Here is a 16,266-nt window from a genome sequence, read left to right as displayed (position 1 = left end):
CGCCTACCAGAACTTCGCCGACAGCACCCTGCTGGTGAAGGACCAGGGCACGCTGGAGAAGGCGCTGCCCGACCACCGCATCACCTGGACCTCCTTCGACTCCGGGGCGAGCATCAACACCGCGTTCCTCGGCGGTGCCGTCGACCTCGCGGTGATCGGCAGCAGCCCCACCGCGCAGGCGCTGTGCCCCCCGCTGAACATCCCCTACAGGGTGATCGAGCTGCTCAACGTGATCGGCGACAGCGAGGCGCTGGTGGCGCGCGGGGCGAGCGGTGTCACCGGCGTCGCGGACCTCGTCGGCCGCAAGGTGGCCGCGCCCTTCGGCTCCACCGCGCACTACAGCCTGGCTCGCCGCCCTCCAGCAGGCGGGCGTCGATCCGGGCGCCGTCACGCTGGTCGACCTGGAGCCCCAGAACATCCAGGCCGCCTGGCAGCGCGGCGACGTCGACGCGGCCTACGTGTGGACGCCCGTGCTCAGCGTGCTCCAGCAGGACGGGGTGACCCTCACCGACAGCGCGACGCTCGCCGCCGCGGGCAAGCCCACGCTGACGTTCACCGTGGCGCGCACCGAGTTCATCGACGGCAACCGCGACGTGGTCGACCGGTGGCTGGAGGCGACCAACCGGGCCATCGGGCTGGTCAAGACCGATCCCGGCGTCGTCGCCGAGGCCGTCAGCAGGCAGATCGGCAGCAGCAAGGAGGACGCCGTCGCCCAGCTCGAGCAGAACGTCTACCTCGACCACGCCGAGCAGCGCGGCCCCGAGTACTTCGGCACCGCCGAGGCACCCGGCAAGCTCGCCGAGCGGCTGCGCGACACCGCTCAGTTCCTCCACGGCCAGAAGAAGATCGAGGCCGTGCCCGACGTGGCCACCTTCCGCGCCGCCCTGCTCGCACCCGGAGCGGACGATGGCAGGTGACGCGACCTCGTTGGCCGAACTGGTCGACGTCGAACACGGCTACCGGACCAGGGCGGGGGTCGTGCCCGCGCTCGGGCCGATCGACCTGCGGGTGGACCCCGGCGAGTTCCTCGTCGTCGTGGGCCCGTCCGGCTCCGGGAAGAGCACGCTGCTGCGCATGGTCGCGGGCTTCGAGCACCCGAGCGCCGGGGCCGTCCGCAGACTGGGCCGCACCCCCGTGCCCGGTCAGGACGTGGGCGTGGTGTTCCAGCAGCCCCGGCTGTTCCCGTGGCTGACGGTGGCGGGCAACATCGGTGCCGCGCTGCGGTGGGCCGACGTCCCCAAGGCGGACCGGGCCCGCCGCACGGCCGAGCTGCTGGCCGCCGTCGGCCTCGCGGAGCTGGGGCCCCGGCGCACCTGGGAGATCTCCGGGGGGCAGCAGCAGCGCGTCGCCATCGCCAGGGCGCTGGCCGCGCGGCCGAGGCTGCTGCTGATGGACGAGCCGTTCGCCGCGCTCGACGCGCTGACGAGGGAACGGCTCCAGGAGGACGTCCGCTCGCTGACCGACGACGTCGGCCAGGGCGTGGTATTCGTGACGCACAGCGTCGACGAGGCCGTGTTCCTGGCCAGCCGCATCGTCGTGCTCACCGACCGGCCGGGGCGCATCGCGCTCGACGTGCCCATCACGTTGCCCCGCACCGGGGTGTCGGCCGACGAGCTGCGCGGCTCCGCCGAGTACGCGGCCTTCCGAGGCGAGATCGCGGCCGCCGTCCGGGCGGCCGTGGCATGACCCGACACGAGAGGGAACGACCATGACAGTCGTATCGGCGGTCGAGCCGCTCACGGCCACGATCGGTGCGCAGCTCTCCGGCTTCGACCTGTCGCGACCCCAGACCCCGACGGAGGTCGCCGACATCCGCTCGGCCCTGCTGGACCGCAAGGTCCTCGTCTTCCGCGGCCAGCGGCTCACCCCCACCTCCCACCGCGACTTCGCCGCGACCCTCGGCGAGCTCACCCCGGCGCACCCCGTGGTGCCCGGTCTGGACGACGAGCACCCGGAGATCTACGTCCTCGACAGCGGTGACGGCGGCAAGTCGCCGGTCTGGCACACCGACGTGACGTTCATGCCCCGCCCGCCGCTCGGCTCGGTGCTCCGCGCCGTCTCCCTCCCGCCCGTGGGCGGCGACACCTGCTGGACCGACCTGGAAGCCGCTTACCTGGCCCTGTCACCCCACCTGCGCTCGCTCGCCGACCGCCTGACGGCCCTGCACGACGGGCGTGAGGACTTCGACGAGTACCTGCACACGCGGCTGTCCGGCCAGGGCAGCACGTGGGAGGGGGAGCGGGTCACCTCGCTGGAGCCGTCCGTGCACCCGGTCGTCCGGGTCCACCCCGAGACGGGCAGGCGCAGCCTCTTCGTCAGCCCCGGATTCACCACCCGCGTTCTCGACGTGACCGAGTCCGAGAGCCGCGCCCTGCTCGACCTGTTCTTCGCGGTGATCGGCCTGCCCGAGCACTCCGTGCGCCACCGGTGGAGTCCGGGCGACGTCGTGGTGTGGGACAACCGGAGCACGGCCCACTACGCCGTCGACGACTACGGCGACCAGCACCGCGTCATGCACCGCGTCACGATCAGGGGCGACGTCCCGGTCGGGGTCGGCGGGCGGGCCTGACCGGTTCACCGTCGAGGCCCGTCCCCACGTCGGGGCGGGCCTCGACGCCGTTCCGGGGAGGTGACCGCCATCCGGCCGCGGTCGTGCGCGCAACGGAGGCATACCAATGCCGTATTGCCCCCTGTGTTGCGTTTCGTTACATGTTGAGTGACCGTGTGGAGTCTTGGAGGAACCGGATGCGCGCACTCCTGACCGCCCTGCTCACCGCCTGCCTCGTAGCGGGAGGGGTGACCGAAGTCGGGGCGGTGGGAGCGGTCGCCGCGCCCGACGCCTACGCCTACCTGGACAACCCGCGGATGACCGGTGAGGGGCAGCAGGCCCCGCACGTGGAGCTGCGGCCGTACGCCGACGTCGGGTCGGCGGCCCGGCGCGAGGAGAGCACGCCCTACACCGCCTCGCTCGACGGCCAGTGGAAGATCGCGATGGCCGACGTGCCGCAGGACGTGCCCGCCGGGTTCTTCGCGGACGGCTACGACGTCAGCGGGTGGCGGACGACGACCGTGCCGCACACGTGGCAGACCTCCGGGCTCGACCACCCGGTGTTCCGCAACATCCCCGAGGAGATCTGGCCGGACGACCCGCCGTTCGCGCCGAAGGACCTGAACCCGACCGGCGCCTACGCGCGGGACTTCGACGTGCCCGCGAACTGGGCCGGGCGCAGCACGTTCCTGCGCTTCGAGGGCGTCACGTCCGGCTACTTCGTCTGGGTCAACGGGAAGTACCTCGGCTACGACCAGGGCGGCTACACGCCCGCCGAGTTCGACATCTCCTCCGCGCTGCGCCCCGGCCGCAACCGGGTCGCGGTCCAGGTGCACCGCTGGGGCTCCGGCTCGTACCTGGAGGACGTCGACCAGTGGCGCTACAGCGGGATCTTCCGCTCGGTCTGGCTGTACGCCACGCCGAGGACGCACGTCCGCGACGTCGCCGTGACCACCGACCTGGACGACACCTCCACCAACGCCACGCTGACCGCGCGCGTCTCGCTGACCCGGGACCGGAGCGGGCCGCTGACCGTGAACGCCTCGCTGCGGGACCCCGGCGGGCGCGAGGTCGCCGCGTTCCGCGGCACGACCGACGGTGACGAGGTGACGCTCTCCCAGGCCGTGCGCGACCCGGCGAAGTGGACCGACGAGACGCCGAACCTCTACACGCTCGTGCTGTCCGTCGGCGGCCACATCACCAGCGAGGCGGTCGGGTTCCGGGAGATCACGATCGCCGACCGGCAGCTCAAGGTCAACGGGAAGCGCGTGCTGTTCAAGGGGGTCAACCGGGCGGAGACCGACCCCGACCACGGCCGCCACGTGCCCAGGGCGCGCCAGGAGCAGGACGTGCGGCTGATGAAGCAGCTCAACGTCAACGCGGTCCGCACCTCGCACTACCCGTCCGACCCGTACTTCTACGACCTGGCCGACCGCGAGGGCCTGTGGGTCGACGACGAGGTGGACATCGAGACGCACGCGCACGAGTGGTGCCCCACGGAGTGCCTCGCCGACAAACCGGAGTGGCAGGACGCCTTCCTCGAACGGTTCGTCGCGATGGTGCAGCGGGACAAGAACCACCCGAGCGTCTTCCTGTGGGACACGGGCAACGAGGCCGGCCTCGGCGCGGGCCACTACGCGATGGCCGACTGGGCGGAGAAGAACGACCCGACCCGGCCGCTGTACCACCAGTCGAACTCGCCGGACGGCGACGCCCCGTTCGCCGACGTGTGGGGTCCGCGCTACCCGTCGCCGGAACGGTTGGCGGAGCAGGCGAAGACCACCACGAAGCCGGTGATCCTCGGCGAGTACGCGCACGCGATGGGCAACAGCCTGGGCAACTTCCGCGAGTTCTGGGACGTCATCCGGGCCAACCCGCAGCTCCAGGGCGGGTTCATCTGGGACTGGGCCGAGCAGAACATCCGCGAGCAGCTCAAGACCACGCCGGACGGGTCGGGCAACGACATCCTGACCCACCTCAACGGCAGGCCCGAGGTGGTCGACGGGCACCGGGGCACGGCGCTGGACCTCTCCGGCCTCGACGACTTCGTGGAGGTGTACCGGGACCCGAGGCTGGAGATCACCGGCACCGCGCTGACGCTGGACGCGTGGGTCAAGCCCGACACGTGGACCGGAGACCTCACCGTCATCGCCAAGGGAGACCACGCCTACGCGCTGAAGATGAAGGACCGCACCACGCTGGAGTTCTTCGTCCACAGCGGTACCTGGCGGACCGTGCACGCCCAGGTGCCCGCCGACTTCTACGGCGAGTGGCACCGGATCACCGGCACCTACGACGGCACGGCGCTGAGGCTGTTCATCGACGGCGTCCAAGTCGGCAGCACGCCGTTCACCGGCGCGATCGACCGGACGCACTACGAGGTCAACATCGGCCGCAACCCCGAGGTCATGCAGGACAACTACGGGGGCCGCACGGCCAACGGCGTCGTCGACGACGTGCGGATCTACGACCGCGCGCTGCCCGCCGACGTGATCGGCGCGGGCGGCGACCCGGCGGCGGACGCCGTGCTGGCGCTGGACTTCGACCGGATCGACACGGTCGGCACCTACCTGTCCAACGGGCAGAGCCTGTCCGGTGTGGACGGTCTGATCGGCTCGGACCGCTTCCTGCAACCGGAGACCGCCCAGCTCGCGTGGGTGCACCAGCCGCTGCGCTTCTCCTACGCCGACGGCGTCCTGAGCGTGCACAACGAGCGGTCGTTCGCCTCCACGGCCGGGGCGCGGCTGCGGTGGGGGGTCGTCGAGGGCGACACGGAGGTCGCCAGGGGCCGCCGGACGCTGGACGTCGCGCCCGGTGCCACCGAGACCGTGCGCGTGCCCGTCCCGGCCAACCCCGGTGACGTGGAGCGGTTCCTGAACGTCGAGGTGACCGGCGGCGTCACCGCGCACGACCAGTTCCCGCTCGGCGGCACGGTGGTGCCCGGTCTCCGACCGCCGGACGGGCAGGGGACCGTGGCGCTGGACGACGACCCCGAGCGGGTCGAGGTGTCCGGTCCCGGCTTCCGCTACGGGTTCGACAAGGCCGGGGGCACGCTCGACTCGATGCGGGTCCGCGACACCGAACTGCTGGTCGGTGGCCCGGAGCTGGACGCGTGGCGGGCGCCGATCAGCAACGAGATCTACTCGTGGGGCACGGCCGAGGGCGAGCTGTGGCGCGCGGCCGGGCTCGACCGGCTCCGCACCTCGGTGGAGTCGGTGACCGCGAGCACCGACCCGGCCGGGGGAGCGGTCGTCGAGGTGCGCTCCGCGGTGGCCGCCCCCGACCGCCCGGACGCCTCCTTCGGCCAGGTCATGACCTACCGGATCGACGCGGCGGGCACGATCCGGCTGGCGCACCAGGTCAGCCCGCGCGGCGCGGTCCGCACCCTGCCCTACCTGCCGCGGATCGGCGTGTCCGTGGCCGTGCCCGAGAAGTTCCAGCAGTTCGCCTGGTACGGCCGCGGGCCGCAGGAGAGCTACAACGACCGCGAGGACGGCACCCCGATCGGCGTCCACCGGTCCACGGTGGACGAGCAGTACGTCGACTACTACCGGCCGCAGGACCACGGCAACCACACCGACACCCGCTGGGCGCTGCTCACCGACGGCCGGACGGGGGGCCTGCTCGTCTCCGGCGCCAACGACGTCTCCGTCACGCCCTACGACGAGCTGGACCGCGCGGCGTACCCGTTCGAGCTGAAGCGCAACGCGGGCTGGACCACCCTGCACGCCGACCACGCGGCCACCGGCGTGGGCGACACCCCCAACCCGGTGCGGTCCCGCTACCAGGTCCGCGCCGACCAGGACTACTCCTACTCGCTCGTGCTCCGGCCGCTCACCGCGCAGGAGGTCGCCACGCGCACCCCGCGCTGGTCGTAGTGCGGTGTGACGTCCCCCTCAGCCGGTCGCTGTCACATCCGGCCCCGCCGCGCAGTCCTGGGTGTGGGTCGGCGTGCGAGGTCGCCGCCACGAGGGAAGGAAGTGCGCCGTGCGGGTAGCCGTGGCGGGCGGGACCGGGTTGATCGGGACGATGGTGGTGGCGGAGCTGACAGCCGCGGGGCACGCGCCCGTGGTCCTGTCGCGGTCCCGCGGTGTGGACCTCACCACGGGGCGGGGGCTCGCGGCGGCGCTCGCCGGGTGCGACGCCGTGGTCGACGTGACCAACGTGACGACGATGTCGAGGAAGGTCTCCGTCGACTTCTTCGGCGCCGTGGCGAGGAACCTCCTGGCGGCGGGCGTCGCCGCGGGCGTCGACCACGTCGTGGTGCTGTCCATCGTCGGCGTCGACGAGGTCGACCTCGGCTACTACCTCGGCAAGCGCGAGCAGGAGGACCTGGTCGCGAACGGACCGCTGCCGTGGACGGTCCTGCGGGCCACCCAGTTCCACGAGTTCCCCGAGTCGCTGCTGGGCAGCGGCGTCGGCCCGTTCGTGCCGGTGCCGAGGATGCGCTCCCGGCCCGTCGCGGGCATCGAGGTCGCCAGGGCGCTGGTCGACCTCGTCGAGAAGCCCGCGGTCGGCCACGCCCGGCCGATCGCCGGGCCCGAGGAGCTGTGGATGGCGGACATGGCCCGGCGCTACGTGCGGGCGCGGGGCCTGCGCCGGGTGCTGGTCCCGATCCGGCTCCCCGGCGCGGCGGGCAGGGCGATGGCGACGGGGGGACTGCTGCCCACCGGGCCGTTCACCCAGGGCGTCCAGACCTTCGCCGAGCACCTGGAGCGGCTGGCGGCGGCGCGGTCAGCCTGATCCGGTCCCGGTCGGGGTGGTGACGCGGAAGACCCGCAGTTGCAGCGCGAGCGTCGCGTAGTAGCCCACGAGGGTGGTCAGCTCGAAGACCACCCTCGTGCCGACGGCCGCCACGGCGTCGGCGTAGGCCGCGTCGTCCACGTCCCCGTCGCGCAGCAGGGCGACCACCACGGTCAGCGCGGCGCACTCGGTGTCGTCCGCGAGGTCCGGCACCCGCGGCTCCCGCAGGGCCGTGACCTGCTCGGCCGTGACACCGGCCCGCAGCGCGAGGGGTTCGTGGGCGTACCGCTCGAAGTCGCAGTCCCACCGGCCCGCCACCGCGAGGACCGCCATCTCGCGCACCCGGTCGCTCAGCGTCGTCCCGTACCGCACGGCCGCGCCGACGCCCTGGAGCGCCTGGCCGAGCGGCGGCGCGACCAGCATCGCGTTGAACGGACCGGCCAGCCGCCCCTCGTCGTCGGCGAGCGGCACCGCCTGCGGCCCCGAGGCGCGGGGCCCGCCGGTGATCGCGTCGTACAGCTCGCGCTGGGCGGGGTCGAGGTCGGCGGGGAGGAACCGCGGCAGCCTGGTCATGCCGCCCATCTCACCAGCGCGCACCGCGGTCCGCGCACCTCAGGGCCCCGAACCCCGGAACGCGGAGCGGTAGGCGCCGGGGCTGGTGCCGACCACGCGCTTGAACTGGTCGCGGAACGCCGTGGGCGAGCCGAACCCGACCTGGCGCGCGATCCGGTCGACCGGGTGCGTCGTGGACTCCAGCAGGTACTGCGCCCGGCGGATCCTGGCCCGCAGCAGCCACCGCAGCGGCGTGGTGCCGGTCTGCTCGCGGAAGCGGCGGTTGAGCGTGCGGGTGCTGGTGTTCGCGCGCGCGGCGATGTCCTCCAGCGTCAGGTCCCGTTCGGCGTTGTCGTCCATCCACCGCAGCACCGGCTCCAGGGCCGAGCCCCGCGGCGTGGGGTACCGGTCGCCGACGATGAACTGCGCCTGCCCGCCCTCGCGCTCCAGCGGCATGACGGACAGCCGCGCAGCCTGGGCGGCCACGGCGGAACCGTGGTCGCGGCGGACCAGGTGCAGGCAGAGGTCGAGCCCGGCCGCCGCGCCCGCCGACGTGAGCAGCTGCCCGTTGTCGACGTAGAGGACGTCCGGGTCGACCTCGATCTCCGGGTGGCCCGCGGCGAGCGCGGGGGCGGCCAGCCAGTGCGTGGTGGCGCGCAGGCCGTCGAGCAGGCCCGTGGCGGCGAGGATGAACGCCCCCGAGCAGATCGACGCGATCCGCGTGCCGTCGGCCGCCGCCTTCCGCAGCGCGGTGAGGACGTCGTCCGGGACCGGCGTCGCGAGGTCGGTGCAGCCGGGCAGGACGATCGTGTCCGCGCCCGCCAGCTCGGCCAGGCCCCAGTGCGCCCGGACGGTGAACGCCCCGGCGTCGACGAACGGCTCGGCGGCGCACACCCGGACCCGGTAGGCGGGCCGCCCACCGGGCAGGGTGACGCGGGTGAACACCTCGATCGGCGTCGACAGGTCGAACGGCACGACGGTGGCCAGGGCCAGCACGGCGACGGTGTGCACGGCGCCACCATAGGCATCCTCCCGGTCCTCGCCACCGGTGGTAGCCCCGCCGGTCACGTCCGCGCGCGGCGACCGGTCACCCTGGAGCGGGGCAGCCGCCCGGCCTTCGAGTACCCCGTCATCCCGTCACCGCCGACCGTCACGTCGAAGGCGAGGTTCAGCCGCAGCGGCCTGGTGATGGACTGCGTCCACGTGAGCCGGTCGCCGTCGACCACCAGGTCGCCGAGGACGACCTCCTCGCCGCGCTCGGGGTCGCGGGCGACGCCGCGCAGGACACCGTCGCGGGTGGACAGCTCCAGCGTGGCGCGCTGCCTGCCGATCGGGGTCTCGACGACGAGGTCCCAGGTGCCGTCCACCGACATGCTCACACCCCCACCGTCGGCTCGACGCCCGTGGCGCGCCAGACCGTGCCGCGGCGCTCGTGCGCGATGAGCTCCTCCACGGCGTGCGCCACCCTGGGACCCAGCTCGCGCTCCAGCAGGTACAGCCCCACGTCCAGGCCCGAGGTCACGGACGCGCCGGACACCAGGTCGCCGTCGTCCACGAGGCGGGCGTCCACCGCGACCGTCCCGGTGGCGTCGAGCAGGTCGAGGCCGAGGTGGTGGGTCGTCGTCGGACGGCCCACCACCAGCCCGGCCATCGCCAGCACCATCGACCCGCCGCACACCGTGGCCACGGTGACCCCCGGCCGGTCGAGCGCCTCCTTGAGCAGGGCGGGCAGGGCGGTGTCCAGGGTGCGGGCCAGGATCGCCGGGATGGTGTCGTCCGACGGCTCGTCGCCGTCCGGCAGCCGCCCCAGCGCACCCGGCACCACGACCACGTCCGCGCGCGCCGGGTCGAGGGCCGCCGTCGCCCGCAGCGTCAGCGACCCGAGCCCGCTCGGCACCTCGCGCGGTCCCTCGGCGGACACCAGTTCGGCCGTCAGCAGGCCACCGGTGACCATCCCGCCCGCACTGAGCACCTCGTACGGCGCCACGACGTCCAGCGGGTCGAACCCGTCGAACAGAACGACCTGCGCGTGCACCATCGAACCAGTCCTCCTCGTGTCGGTGACCCGACGCTAACGAGGGGGACCAGCGGGCGGAACCGGCCGGATTGCCAGGCTCCGACGGATTCTCGCCACGCGCTCATCCGGTCACGGTGATGTCCGCGTCGTTGAGGTCGAAGAAGACGTTGCCGACGGCCTCGACCCTGATCCGGCCCTTGGTGGTGGCGACCCTCGGCAGCGTCACGGTCTCCGACCCGTCGTTGCGGGTGCGGCTCGCCAGCACGTGCGGGAACGTGAGGCCGCCGTCGGTGGAGAACGTGATCCGCACGGCCCTCGTGCCGACCGGCGCGGCGCTCGTGCCCGCCACGTCCCAGGTGACCGCCTGCCTCGACCCGCCGCGGTAGCCTGCCGCCGACCCCTGCGAGGTCACCAGGAACGGGCCCGCGTCCGGCGCGACCACCAGTGCGGTGTCGGCCGTCCCGATCCCGCCGCCGCCCGGCCTGCCGTCGCGGGCGGTGAGCTTGAAGTGCAGGGTGCGCGAGCCGTCCACGCCCACCCAGTCCGCGGTGGGCAGGAACTCCGAGTAGCAGTCGACCAGCGCGGGCGGCAGGTTCGTCCCGCCACCGGTCGTGGGCGGCGGGGGCGCGGCCGGGCACGCGCCCGAGACCGCGTTGGTGCGGCCCGCCGCGATCTGCGCCAGGTCGGGGAAGACCCGCCGCGGATCGGTGGTCGTGGTGTTCTGGCCGGGGGAGTAGTACTCCAGCGCGTCCTCGTCGCTGACCACCGCCTCCGTACCGAACACCCGGAACAGCGGCCCGTCGGTCTTCGTGTTGTCCACCAACGGGGTTCCGGTCTCGCCACCGGGATCGTCCTGCTCCCACAGGTAGGTCACCGGGTCGCCGTCGGGGTCGGAGGCCCTGCCGGTCAACGAGAACGGCGTGCGCGCCGGGATCGTGCGCCTCGCGGCGGTGGACACGACCGGCGGGTGGTTGCGGGTGGCCTGGACGCGGTGACCCCCGTTGTCCTGCGGGCCGCCCTGGACCGCCTCGCCGACGACCGCGCTCGCGCCGGTCGCCCGGACGACGAGCGCCGGGACGTCGAGACCCGCGAGCACGCCGCCGAAGGTGACCTGGAACCCCGTGGTGTCGAACGGGGTCGGCCGGTACCGGTGGTCGCCGAAGCCCGCGACGGCCACCGACGCGCCCGCGGGCAGGACCGACCGGAGGGCCGCCCCGATCGCCTCCGGCGTGTAGCCCGCGCCGTGGGAGACCGGCGCGGACGTCCGGCCCCGGTAGGTGATCGTGAACGAGTCGGCCCCGTCGAAGCCGCGCAGCGCCACGTCCTGCACCTCGCTGTCCGGCGGCAGGGCCGACGACGCGTACGAGGTGATCTCGGTGCGGCTGCGGTGCGAGAAGTACGGGTCGCTGTGCCGCTGGAGGTTGTCCTGGCGGCAGATGCCCGCGTACGCCATGATCGACGACCCGCTGCCCGGCTCGTAGGAGGACTCCGCGCTGCGGTTGCCGCCACCGCAGCTCCACTGGTCGCCGTCGAAGGTGTGCCGCGCGGCGAACTGGTGGCCCACCTCGTGCGCCACGTAGTCGACCGCGAAGAAGTCGCCGACGGGGGTGGGCAGCCCGGTGCACCCCACGGCCTTCCCGGCGCCGCCGACGCCCGCTCCCGCGACACCCCCGCCGTTGACGCCCAGCGCGATGTGCCCGATGTCGTAGTTCCCCGCCCCGACGAGCTGGCCGAGCACGGCCGTGTTGCGACCGAGCGTCCCGATCCCGCAGGTGCTCAGCTCCTCGGGCGTGTAGCAGGGCGCCGCGCCGCACGGCCCGTCCGGCCCGGTCGCCTCGGCGTCGGTGTTCAGGTTGGTCCGGTCCGTCCCGGCGACCAGCAGCAGCCGGACCGCGGTCTCGTCCTCGTAGACCTGCGCGACCCGGTTGACCATCGTCACCTTCGCGGCGGTCACGTTCTCCGCGCCGAAGTACCGGGCGTACGACGGGTCCGTGACGATCGCCAGGCGGTACGTGCGCAGCCGCACGACCGGCGTGCGACCGGCGGGGGTGGTGGTCGGCTCCGGGACCTCGACGTCGGCCTCCCGCAGCGGTGCCACCGGGGCCAGGTCGTGGCCGTAGTAGCTGGCGTAGAGGCCCTGGTCGCGGTGGGAGTACGGGTCGACGAACCACTGGCCCCGCTCGGACCGCACGGAGGCGTGGAAGCCCAGCGGCGTGAGGTCCGCGCGCACCGACGCCGTCGGGTCGTCCACGCCCCGGCCCGCGTACGTCCTGATCTCCGGGTGCTCCGCCGCGAGCCCCGGCTCCATCACCGGGGTGTCGACCAGGGTGAAGCGCTCGAACGCGCCCGCCGGGGTCGGCAGCACGACCTGGAGCTCCGCCGCCCCGTCGAGCGTCGCGGCGAGCGCGGGCCGGTCGAGGGTGAACCCGGCGAACCGGTCGGTGCGGACGTCGGCGGCCTGGGCCGACCGGGCGACGACGTCGACCCGCGTCCACGGGTTGTCCGCCGCCGCGGCCGTGCCCGCCAGGGGCACCAGCGCGATCGTGGCGGAGGCGACGACCAGTGCGGCCAGGCCGCGACGGGTCGGGGAAGGTCGGGCCACGGCAGGTCTCCCGTCACGGCAGGGTGCGCGATCAACACCGCATTGTGCTGACCGCGCGGGCCACGGGAGAACTGACGAAAGTACTGCCTCAGTCTCGGATGGCGGACAGGGCGGTGCTCAGCTTCACCAGCTCGTCGAGGAGCTGCTTCGACGCCGAGGTCATCACGTCGTTCGGCGTCAGCGCGCCGTCGTCGAGGTGCTGCTGGACGAACGGGATGTGCACCGCGTCCAGGACCGGCACCATCCGCAGCGTGGTGACCACCTGCTTGAGCTGCGCCACCGCGCGGGTGCCCGCCGAGACGCCGCCGTAGGACACGAAGCCCACGGGCTTGTGGCGCCACTCGGCGTTCAGGTAGTCGATCGCGTTCTTCAGCGGCGCGGGGTAGCCGTTGTTGTACTCCGGCGTCACGAACACGTACGCGGAGGCGCGGCCGATCGTCTCGCTCCACGCCCTCGTGTGCTCGTGCACGTACTTGCCCGTCATCGGGTGGTTCGGCTCGTCGAACATCGGCAGCGCCACCTCGGCGAGGTCGACCACCTCGACGTCGAAGCCGCCGTGCGCCCTCGCCTCCTCGGCGAACCACGCGGCGACGGGTGCTCCCACCCTGCCCGGCCTGGTGCTGCCGATGACGATCTGCAGGACGGGTTCGGGCATGGTCTGCTCCCAGGTGTCGGTGGTGATCGTCATTGTGTCGTCCGGACGGCGCCGCCGCTCGACGGGACCGCGTGCGCGAGGGGCCCGGCGCGGTGGACGCGCCGGGCCCCTCGAAGCGTGGTGCCGTTACAGGATCGGCGAACCGTTCGCCAGCGGCGGCTCACCGCGGCCGTCGTCCGGGCGGTGGGTGTGGCGCTGCGGCGCGGCGTCGACGTCACCGCGCCAGGCACCGGTCTCGGTGCCCTGCTGCTCGATGAAGTCCTTGAAGCGGTCGAGGTCGCCCTTCACGCGGCTGCCGACCACGCCGAGCGCGGCTCCGGCCTTCTCGACGAGCGACTCCGGCTGGTACTCCATCTGCAGGTTGACCCTGGTCGTGGTGTCGCTGAGGCGGTGGAAGGTCACCACACCGCCGTGCGACGTGCCTTCCTCGGTGTCGCCGACCGTGTGCCACGCGATTCGCTCGTCCGGGTGCTGCTCGGTGATCTCGGCGTCGAACTCGCGGCTCACGCCACCGATCTTCGTGACCCAGTGCGTGCGCGTGGGCGTGACCTGGTTGATCTTCTCGACGCCCTCCATGAACGCCGGGAAGGATTCGAACTGCGTCCACTGGTTGTACGCGGTCGTGACGGGGACTTCCACGTCTACGGACTTCTCGATCGTCGTCACGCTTCCTCCGTGTTTCCGTTGTGGTGCTTGGCGGGGGCATACCCGACGGGGCAGTTCCCACACGTGCCGGAGATCACCGGTCGCGGCCTCCGTCGGCCACCTGGTGCGTCGCACCGTCCTCTGAGGACTCCACGACCGCACCCCTCGATCTGCCCATGGCGAGGGGTTACCCGGTCCACCCGCGTCTCACACCACCCCACTCGAAGGGGTGATTCCAGCGCGTGGTCACGGCTGCTCCCCACCTGCTGCGGCGGCGTCGAACACGCGAGGTGATTTCCTATTTCCGTGATCCGCAAAAATGCGTTCCATTTTTCGCGCATCGATTTGAAGGAGGTTGGGTGCTCTACGATATTTCAATGGGAAACCCCCGCGAGAAGAGTGTTCGTTCAACCATGTCCTCACTTGGTCTCGCCCTGCCGGACGTGAGTCCGCCGAAAGGCGCTTACGTGCCGGCTGTGCGGAGCGGAAACCTGGTGTTCGTCTCCGGTCAGGTGCCCATGGTTGGGGGCGAGGTCGTCGTCACCGGCAAGGTCGGTGCCGAGATCACCGTCGAGGACGCCAGGGCGCTGAGCCGCCAGTGCGCATTGGCCGCGTTGGCCGCCATCGGCTCGGTGGTGGACCTGGACGACGTGGCGCAGGTCGTCAAGGTGGTCGGGTTCGTGGCGTCCGCCCAGGGGTTCGTCGACCAGGCGAAGGTCGTCGACGGGGCGAGCGGACTGTTCTTCGAGGTGTTCGGCGACGTCGGGCGGCACGCGCGCAGCGCGGTGGGGGTGGCGGAGCTGCCGCTGGGCGCTCCGGTCGAGATCGAGGTCGTCGTCCAGGTGGACCGCTGACCGCGGGGGAGCGGGGCGACCGTTCGCCACCGCTCCCCCACGCGGTCGACGATGTCGGGGGAAACCCTAGAGACGGATCGCGGGGCCGGTCACGGAGATGCCGCTGCCGGGCTCGGCCGGGATTGACACGTCGATCCGGCTCGGTCGACCCATGTCGAAACCCTGGTAGACCGTGATCTGCTCGGGGGCGGACGTCGTCCTCAGTTCCCTGAGGTAGCCGCCGAACGCCGCCGCGGCCGCTCCGGTCGCGGGGTCCTCGACCACTCCTCCGGGAGGGAACGGGTTGCGGCAGTGGAAGACCGTCGGCGACTCCTCCCAGACGAGGTCGATGGTGGCCCACCCCCTGGCGTTCATGAGGCCGGCCAGTGCGTCCATGTCGTAGTCCAGCCTCGACAACCTCGCCCTGCCGGCCGCTGCGATGATCGGGTGCCAGGCGCCCGCGTAGGCGGCTCGTGGTGGTAACGCGGGGTTCAATTCCTCCGGTGCCCACCCGAGTGCCCGGAGGAGCAGGTCCAGGTCGTCCTTGGCGATCGGCTCCGTGCGCGTCGGAACGCTCACCAGCGTGGCGACCAGGGATCCGTCCGGGGAGCGCCTGGTCTTGACCGGGATGATCCCGGCCCTGGTGTGGAAACTGAGATCGCCGATCCCGTTCCGATCGGCGTGCGCCACGGCCGCCGCTATCGTCGCGTGCCCGCAGAACGGCACCTCGACCAACGGGCTGAAGTAGCGGACCTCCATGCCGCCGTCCGGCGATGTCGTGACGAAAGCCGTTTCCGAGTACCCGACCACCGCGGCGGTTTCCTGCATGGTCAACTCGCTGAGGTGTCCGGCGTCGAGCACGACGCCTGCCGGATTACCTCCGTGCGGAGCTGTGGCAAAAGAAGAATATCGAAGAATTTCCATTGTGGCATGGTAGTGCTCTTGATGTGATCGGCCAAACCAGAGCAATTTCACCTGTGCTGGGGGATGATCATCCCCAGGTGAACATGCTTCCGTCCGTCGTCACGGCAATGGAAAAGCCAAGAGCGATTCTCCGGGATTTTTCGCTGGGTCGTACCGCGTGAAAGTGTCTGGGGTCGAACAACAGCGCCTCGCCGACGGTCGGCTTGATCTCTATCGTTCGGGAATCGGCCACCACCGTCTCCTGGTAGCCATAGGAACCGGGGAGTCGGTGAGCCTCGTCCCTCGGATCGTGGCGGTGCTGCCAGATGACGGTCTCGCCGCCCTGTTCGGGCACGCTCAGGTACAGGTTGAACGCGAACTGAGTCGTCTGCGGAGCGTCGAGCAGGTCCTCGGTGAACTCCAACCTCGCGTCGTCGAAGTGGACCTGGAAGCCGTTGTTCGGCTCTCGTGCGACACCCGCACCCATTTCTCGGCCCTTGTGCGTGCCCACCGCGACCTGGTGGGGCCAGTGTGCGGCCAGTCGTTCGCGGCACCGCGTGAAGGGGTCGAACGAGAGCTTGAGGGAGAGCCACGCTCTTCTGTGCGTTTCCAGGGCGCTCCAGTAACTGTCGGCGATCCTGCCGTCCTTCCGGTGGTCGCTCACCCCTACGCCGAATCGCATCACCTGGGGGTAGACGCGATCTTGGCCATAACTGTCGAACTGGGCAGCGGTCAACGCGTCGAGAACTTCGCGGCATTCGAGAGGGG

Annotated in this window: 16 protein-coding genes; 6 read left to right on the top strand and 10 right to left on the bottom strand. The window is 72.1% G+C overall.

Annotation, left to right across the window (positions count from 1 at the left end):
* Positions 1-3: 3 nt before the first annotated feature.
* Positions 4-201, bottom strand: a complete 198-nt coding sequence (locus tag VFZ92_RS29530; protein WP_330879340.1) for a hypothetical protein — start codon at positions 199-201, stop codon at positions 4-6.
* A 71-nt stretch (positions 202-272) separates the two neighbouring features.
* On the opposite strand from VFZ92_RS29530, the gene VFZ92_RS29525 reads away from it, so the two are divergent.
* The 5 genes from VFZ92_RS29525 (at position 273) to VFZ92_RS29505 (ending at position 7,291) form a co-directional block, all read left to right on the top strand.
* Positions 273-917, top strand: a complete 645-nt coding sequence (locus tag VFZ92_RS29525; protein ID WP_330879339.1) for a glycine betaine ABC transporter substrate-binding protein — start codon at positions 273-275, stop codon at positions 915-917.
* Positions 907-1,686, top strand: coding sequence for an ABC transporter ATP-binding protein (locus VFZ92_RS29520; protein WP_330879338.1), 780 nt, complete (start codon positions 907-909; stop codon positions 1,684-1,686). The genes VFZ92_RS29525 and VFZ92_RS29520 overlap by 11 nt, the downstream gene beginning before the upstream one ends.
* Positions 1,687-1,708: 22 nt before the next feature.
* Positions 1,709-2,569, top strand: a complete 861-nt coding sequence (locus VFZ92_RS29515; protein WP_330879337.1) for a TauD/TfdA dioxygenase family protein — start codon at positions 1,709-1,711, stop codon at positions 2,567-2,569.
* A gap of 176 nt (positions 2,570-2,745) precedes the next feature.
* Complete coding sequence (locus VFZ92_RS29510; RefSeq protein WP_330879336.1) at positions 2,746-6,426, top strand: glycoside hydrolase family 2 TIM barrel-domain containing protein; 3,681 nt, start codon at positions 2,746-2,748, stop codon at positions 6,424-6,426.
* A 109-nt stretch (positions 6,427-6,535) separates the two neighbouring features.
* Complete coding sequence (locus VFZ92_RS29505) at positions 6,536-7,291, top strand: SDR family oxidoreductase (RefSeq protein ID WP_330879335.1); 756 nt, start codon at positions 6,536-6,538, stop codon at positions 7,289-7,291.
* Here the strand turns inward: VFZ92_RS29505 and VFZ92_RS29500 are convergent.
* From VFZ92_RS29500 to VFZ92_RS29470, 7 genes are all read right to left on the bottom strand, one after another.
* Complete coding sequence (locus tag VFZ92_RS29500) at positions 7,283-7,888, bottom strand: carboxymuconolactone decarboxylase family protein (RefSeq protein ID WP_330879334.1); 606 nt, start codon at positions 7,886-7,888, stop codon at positions 7,283-7,285. The two genes, VFZ92_RS29505 and VFZ92_RS29500, sit on opposite strands and share 9 nt — an antisense overlap.
* Before the next feature lie 15 nt (positions 7,889-7,903).
* Complete coding sequence (locus VFZ92_RS29495) at positions 7,904-8,854, bottom strand: GlxA family transcriptional regulator (protein ID WP_330879333.1); 951 nt, start codon at positions 8,852-8,854, stop codon at positions 7,904-7,906.
* 53 nt (positions 8,855-8,907) lie between these two features.
* Entirely contained in the window at positions 8,908-9,216 is a 309-nt protein-coding gene (locus VFZ92_RS29490; RefSeq protein WP_330879376.1) for a hypothetical protein, read from the bottom strand.
* Between the two features lie 2 nt (positions 9,217-9,218).
* On the bottom strand, positions 9,219-9,878 hold the full coding sequence (locus VFZ92_RS29485) for a DJ-1/PfpI family protein (protein WP_330879375.1): 660 nt from the start codon (positions 9,876-9,878) through the stop codon (positions 9,219-9,221).
* 103 nt (positions 9,879-9,981) lie between these two features.
* Complete coding sequence (locus VFZ92_RS29480) at positions 9,982-12,462, bottom strand: M12 family metallo-peptidase (RefSeq protein ID WP_330879332.1); 2,481 nt, start codon at positions 12,460-12,462, stop codon at positions 9,982-9,984.
* Between the two features lie 88 nt (positions 12,463-12,550).
* Positions 12,551-13,150, bottom strand: coding sequence for an NAD(P)H-dependent oxidoreductase (locus tag VFZ92_RS29475; RefSeq protein ID WP_330879331.1), 600 nt, complete (start codon positions 13,148-13,150; stop codon positions 12,551-12,553).
* Positions 13,151-13,243: 93 nt separating this feature from the next.
* On the bottom strand, positions 13,244-13,783 hold the full coding sequence (locus VFZ92_RS29470; protein WP_330879330.1) for an SRPBCC family protein: 540 nt from the start codon (positions 13,781-13,783) through the stop codon (positions 13,244-13,246).
* A 392-nt stretch (positions 13,784-14,175) separates the two neighbouring features.
* Between VFZ92_RS29470 and VFZ92_RS29465 the strand changes: the two genes are divergently transcribed.
* Positions 14,176-14,616, top strand: a complete 441-nt coding sequence (locus VFZ92_RS29465; RefSeq protein WP_330879374.1) for a RidA family protein — start codon at positions 14,176-14,178, stop codon at positions 14,614-14,616.
* A gap of 66 nt (positions 14,617-14,682) precedes the next feature.
* On the opposite strand, the gene VFZ92_RS29460 is transcribed toward VFZ92_RS29465, so the two are convergent.
* Positions 14,683-15,519 carry a PhzF family phenazine biosynthesis isomerase gene (locus VFZ92_RS29460; protein ID WP_330879329.1) on the bottom strand — a complete coding sequence of 279 codons (837 nt, stop codon included), beginning with the start codon at positions 15,517-15,519 and terminating at the stop codon, positions 14,683-14,685.
* Between the two features lie 67 nt (positions 15,520-15,586).
* The coding region (locus VFZ92_RS29455) for a 2OG-Fe(II) oxygenase (RefSeq protein ID WP_330879328.1) at positions 15,587-16,266 on the bottom strand (680 nt) is incomplete at its 5' end.

Origin of the sequence: Umezawaea sp. (genome assembly GCF_036375055.1) — a bacterium.
In the GTDB taxonomy this organism is placed as follows: domain Bacteria; phylum Actinomycetota; class Actinomycetes; order Mycobacteriales; family Pseudonocardiaceae; genus Umezawaea.
This window is presented reverse-complemented; position numbering and strand designations above follow the sequence as displayed.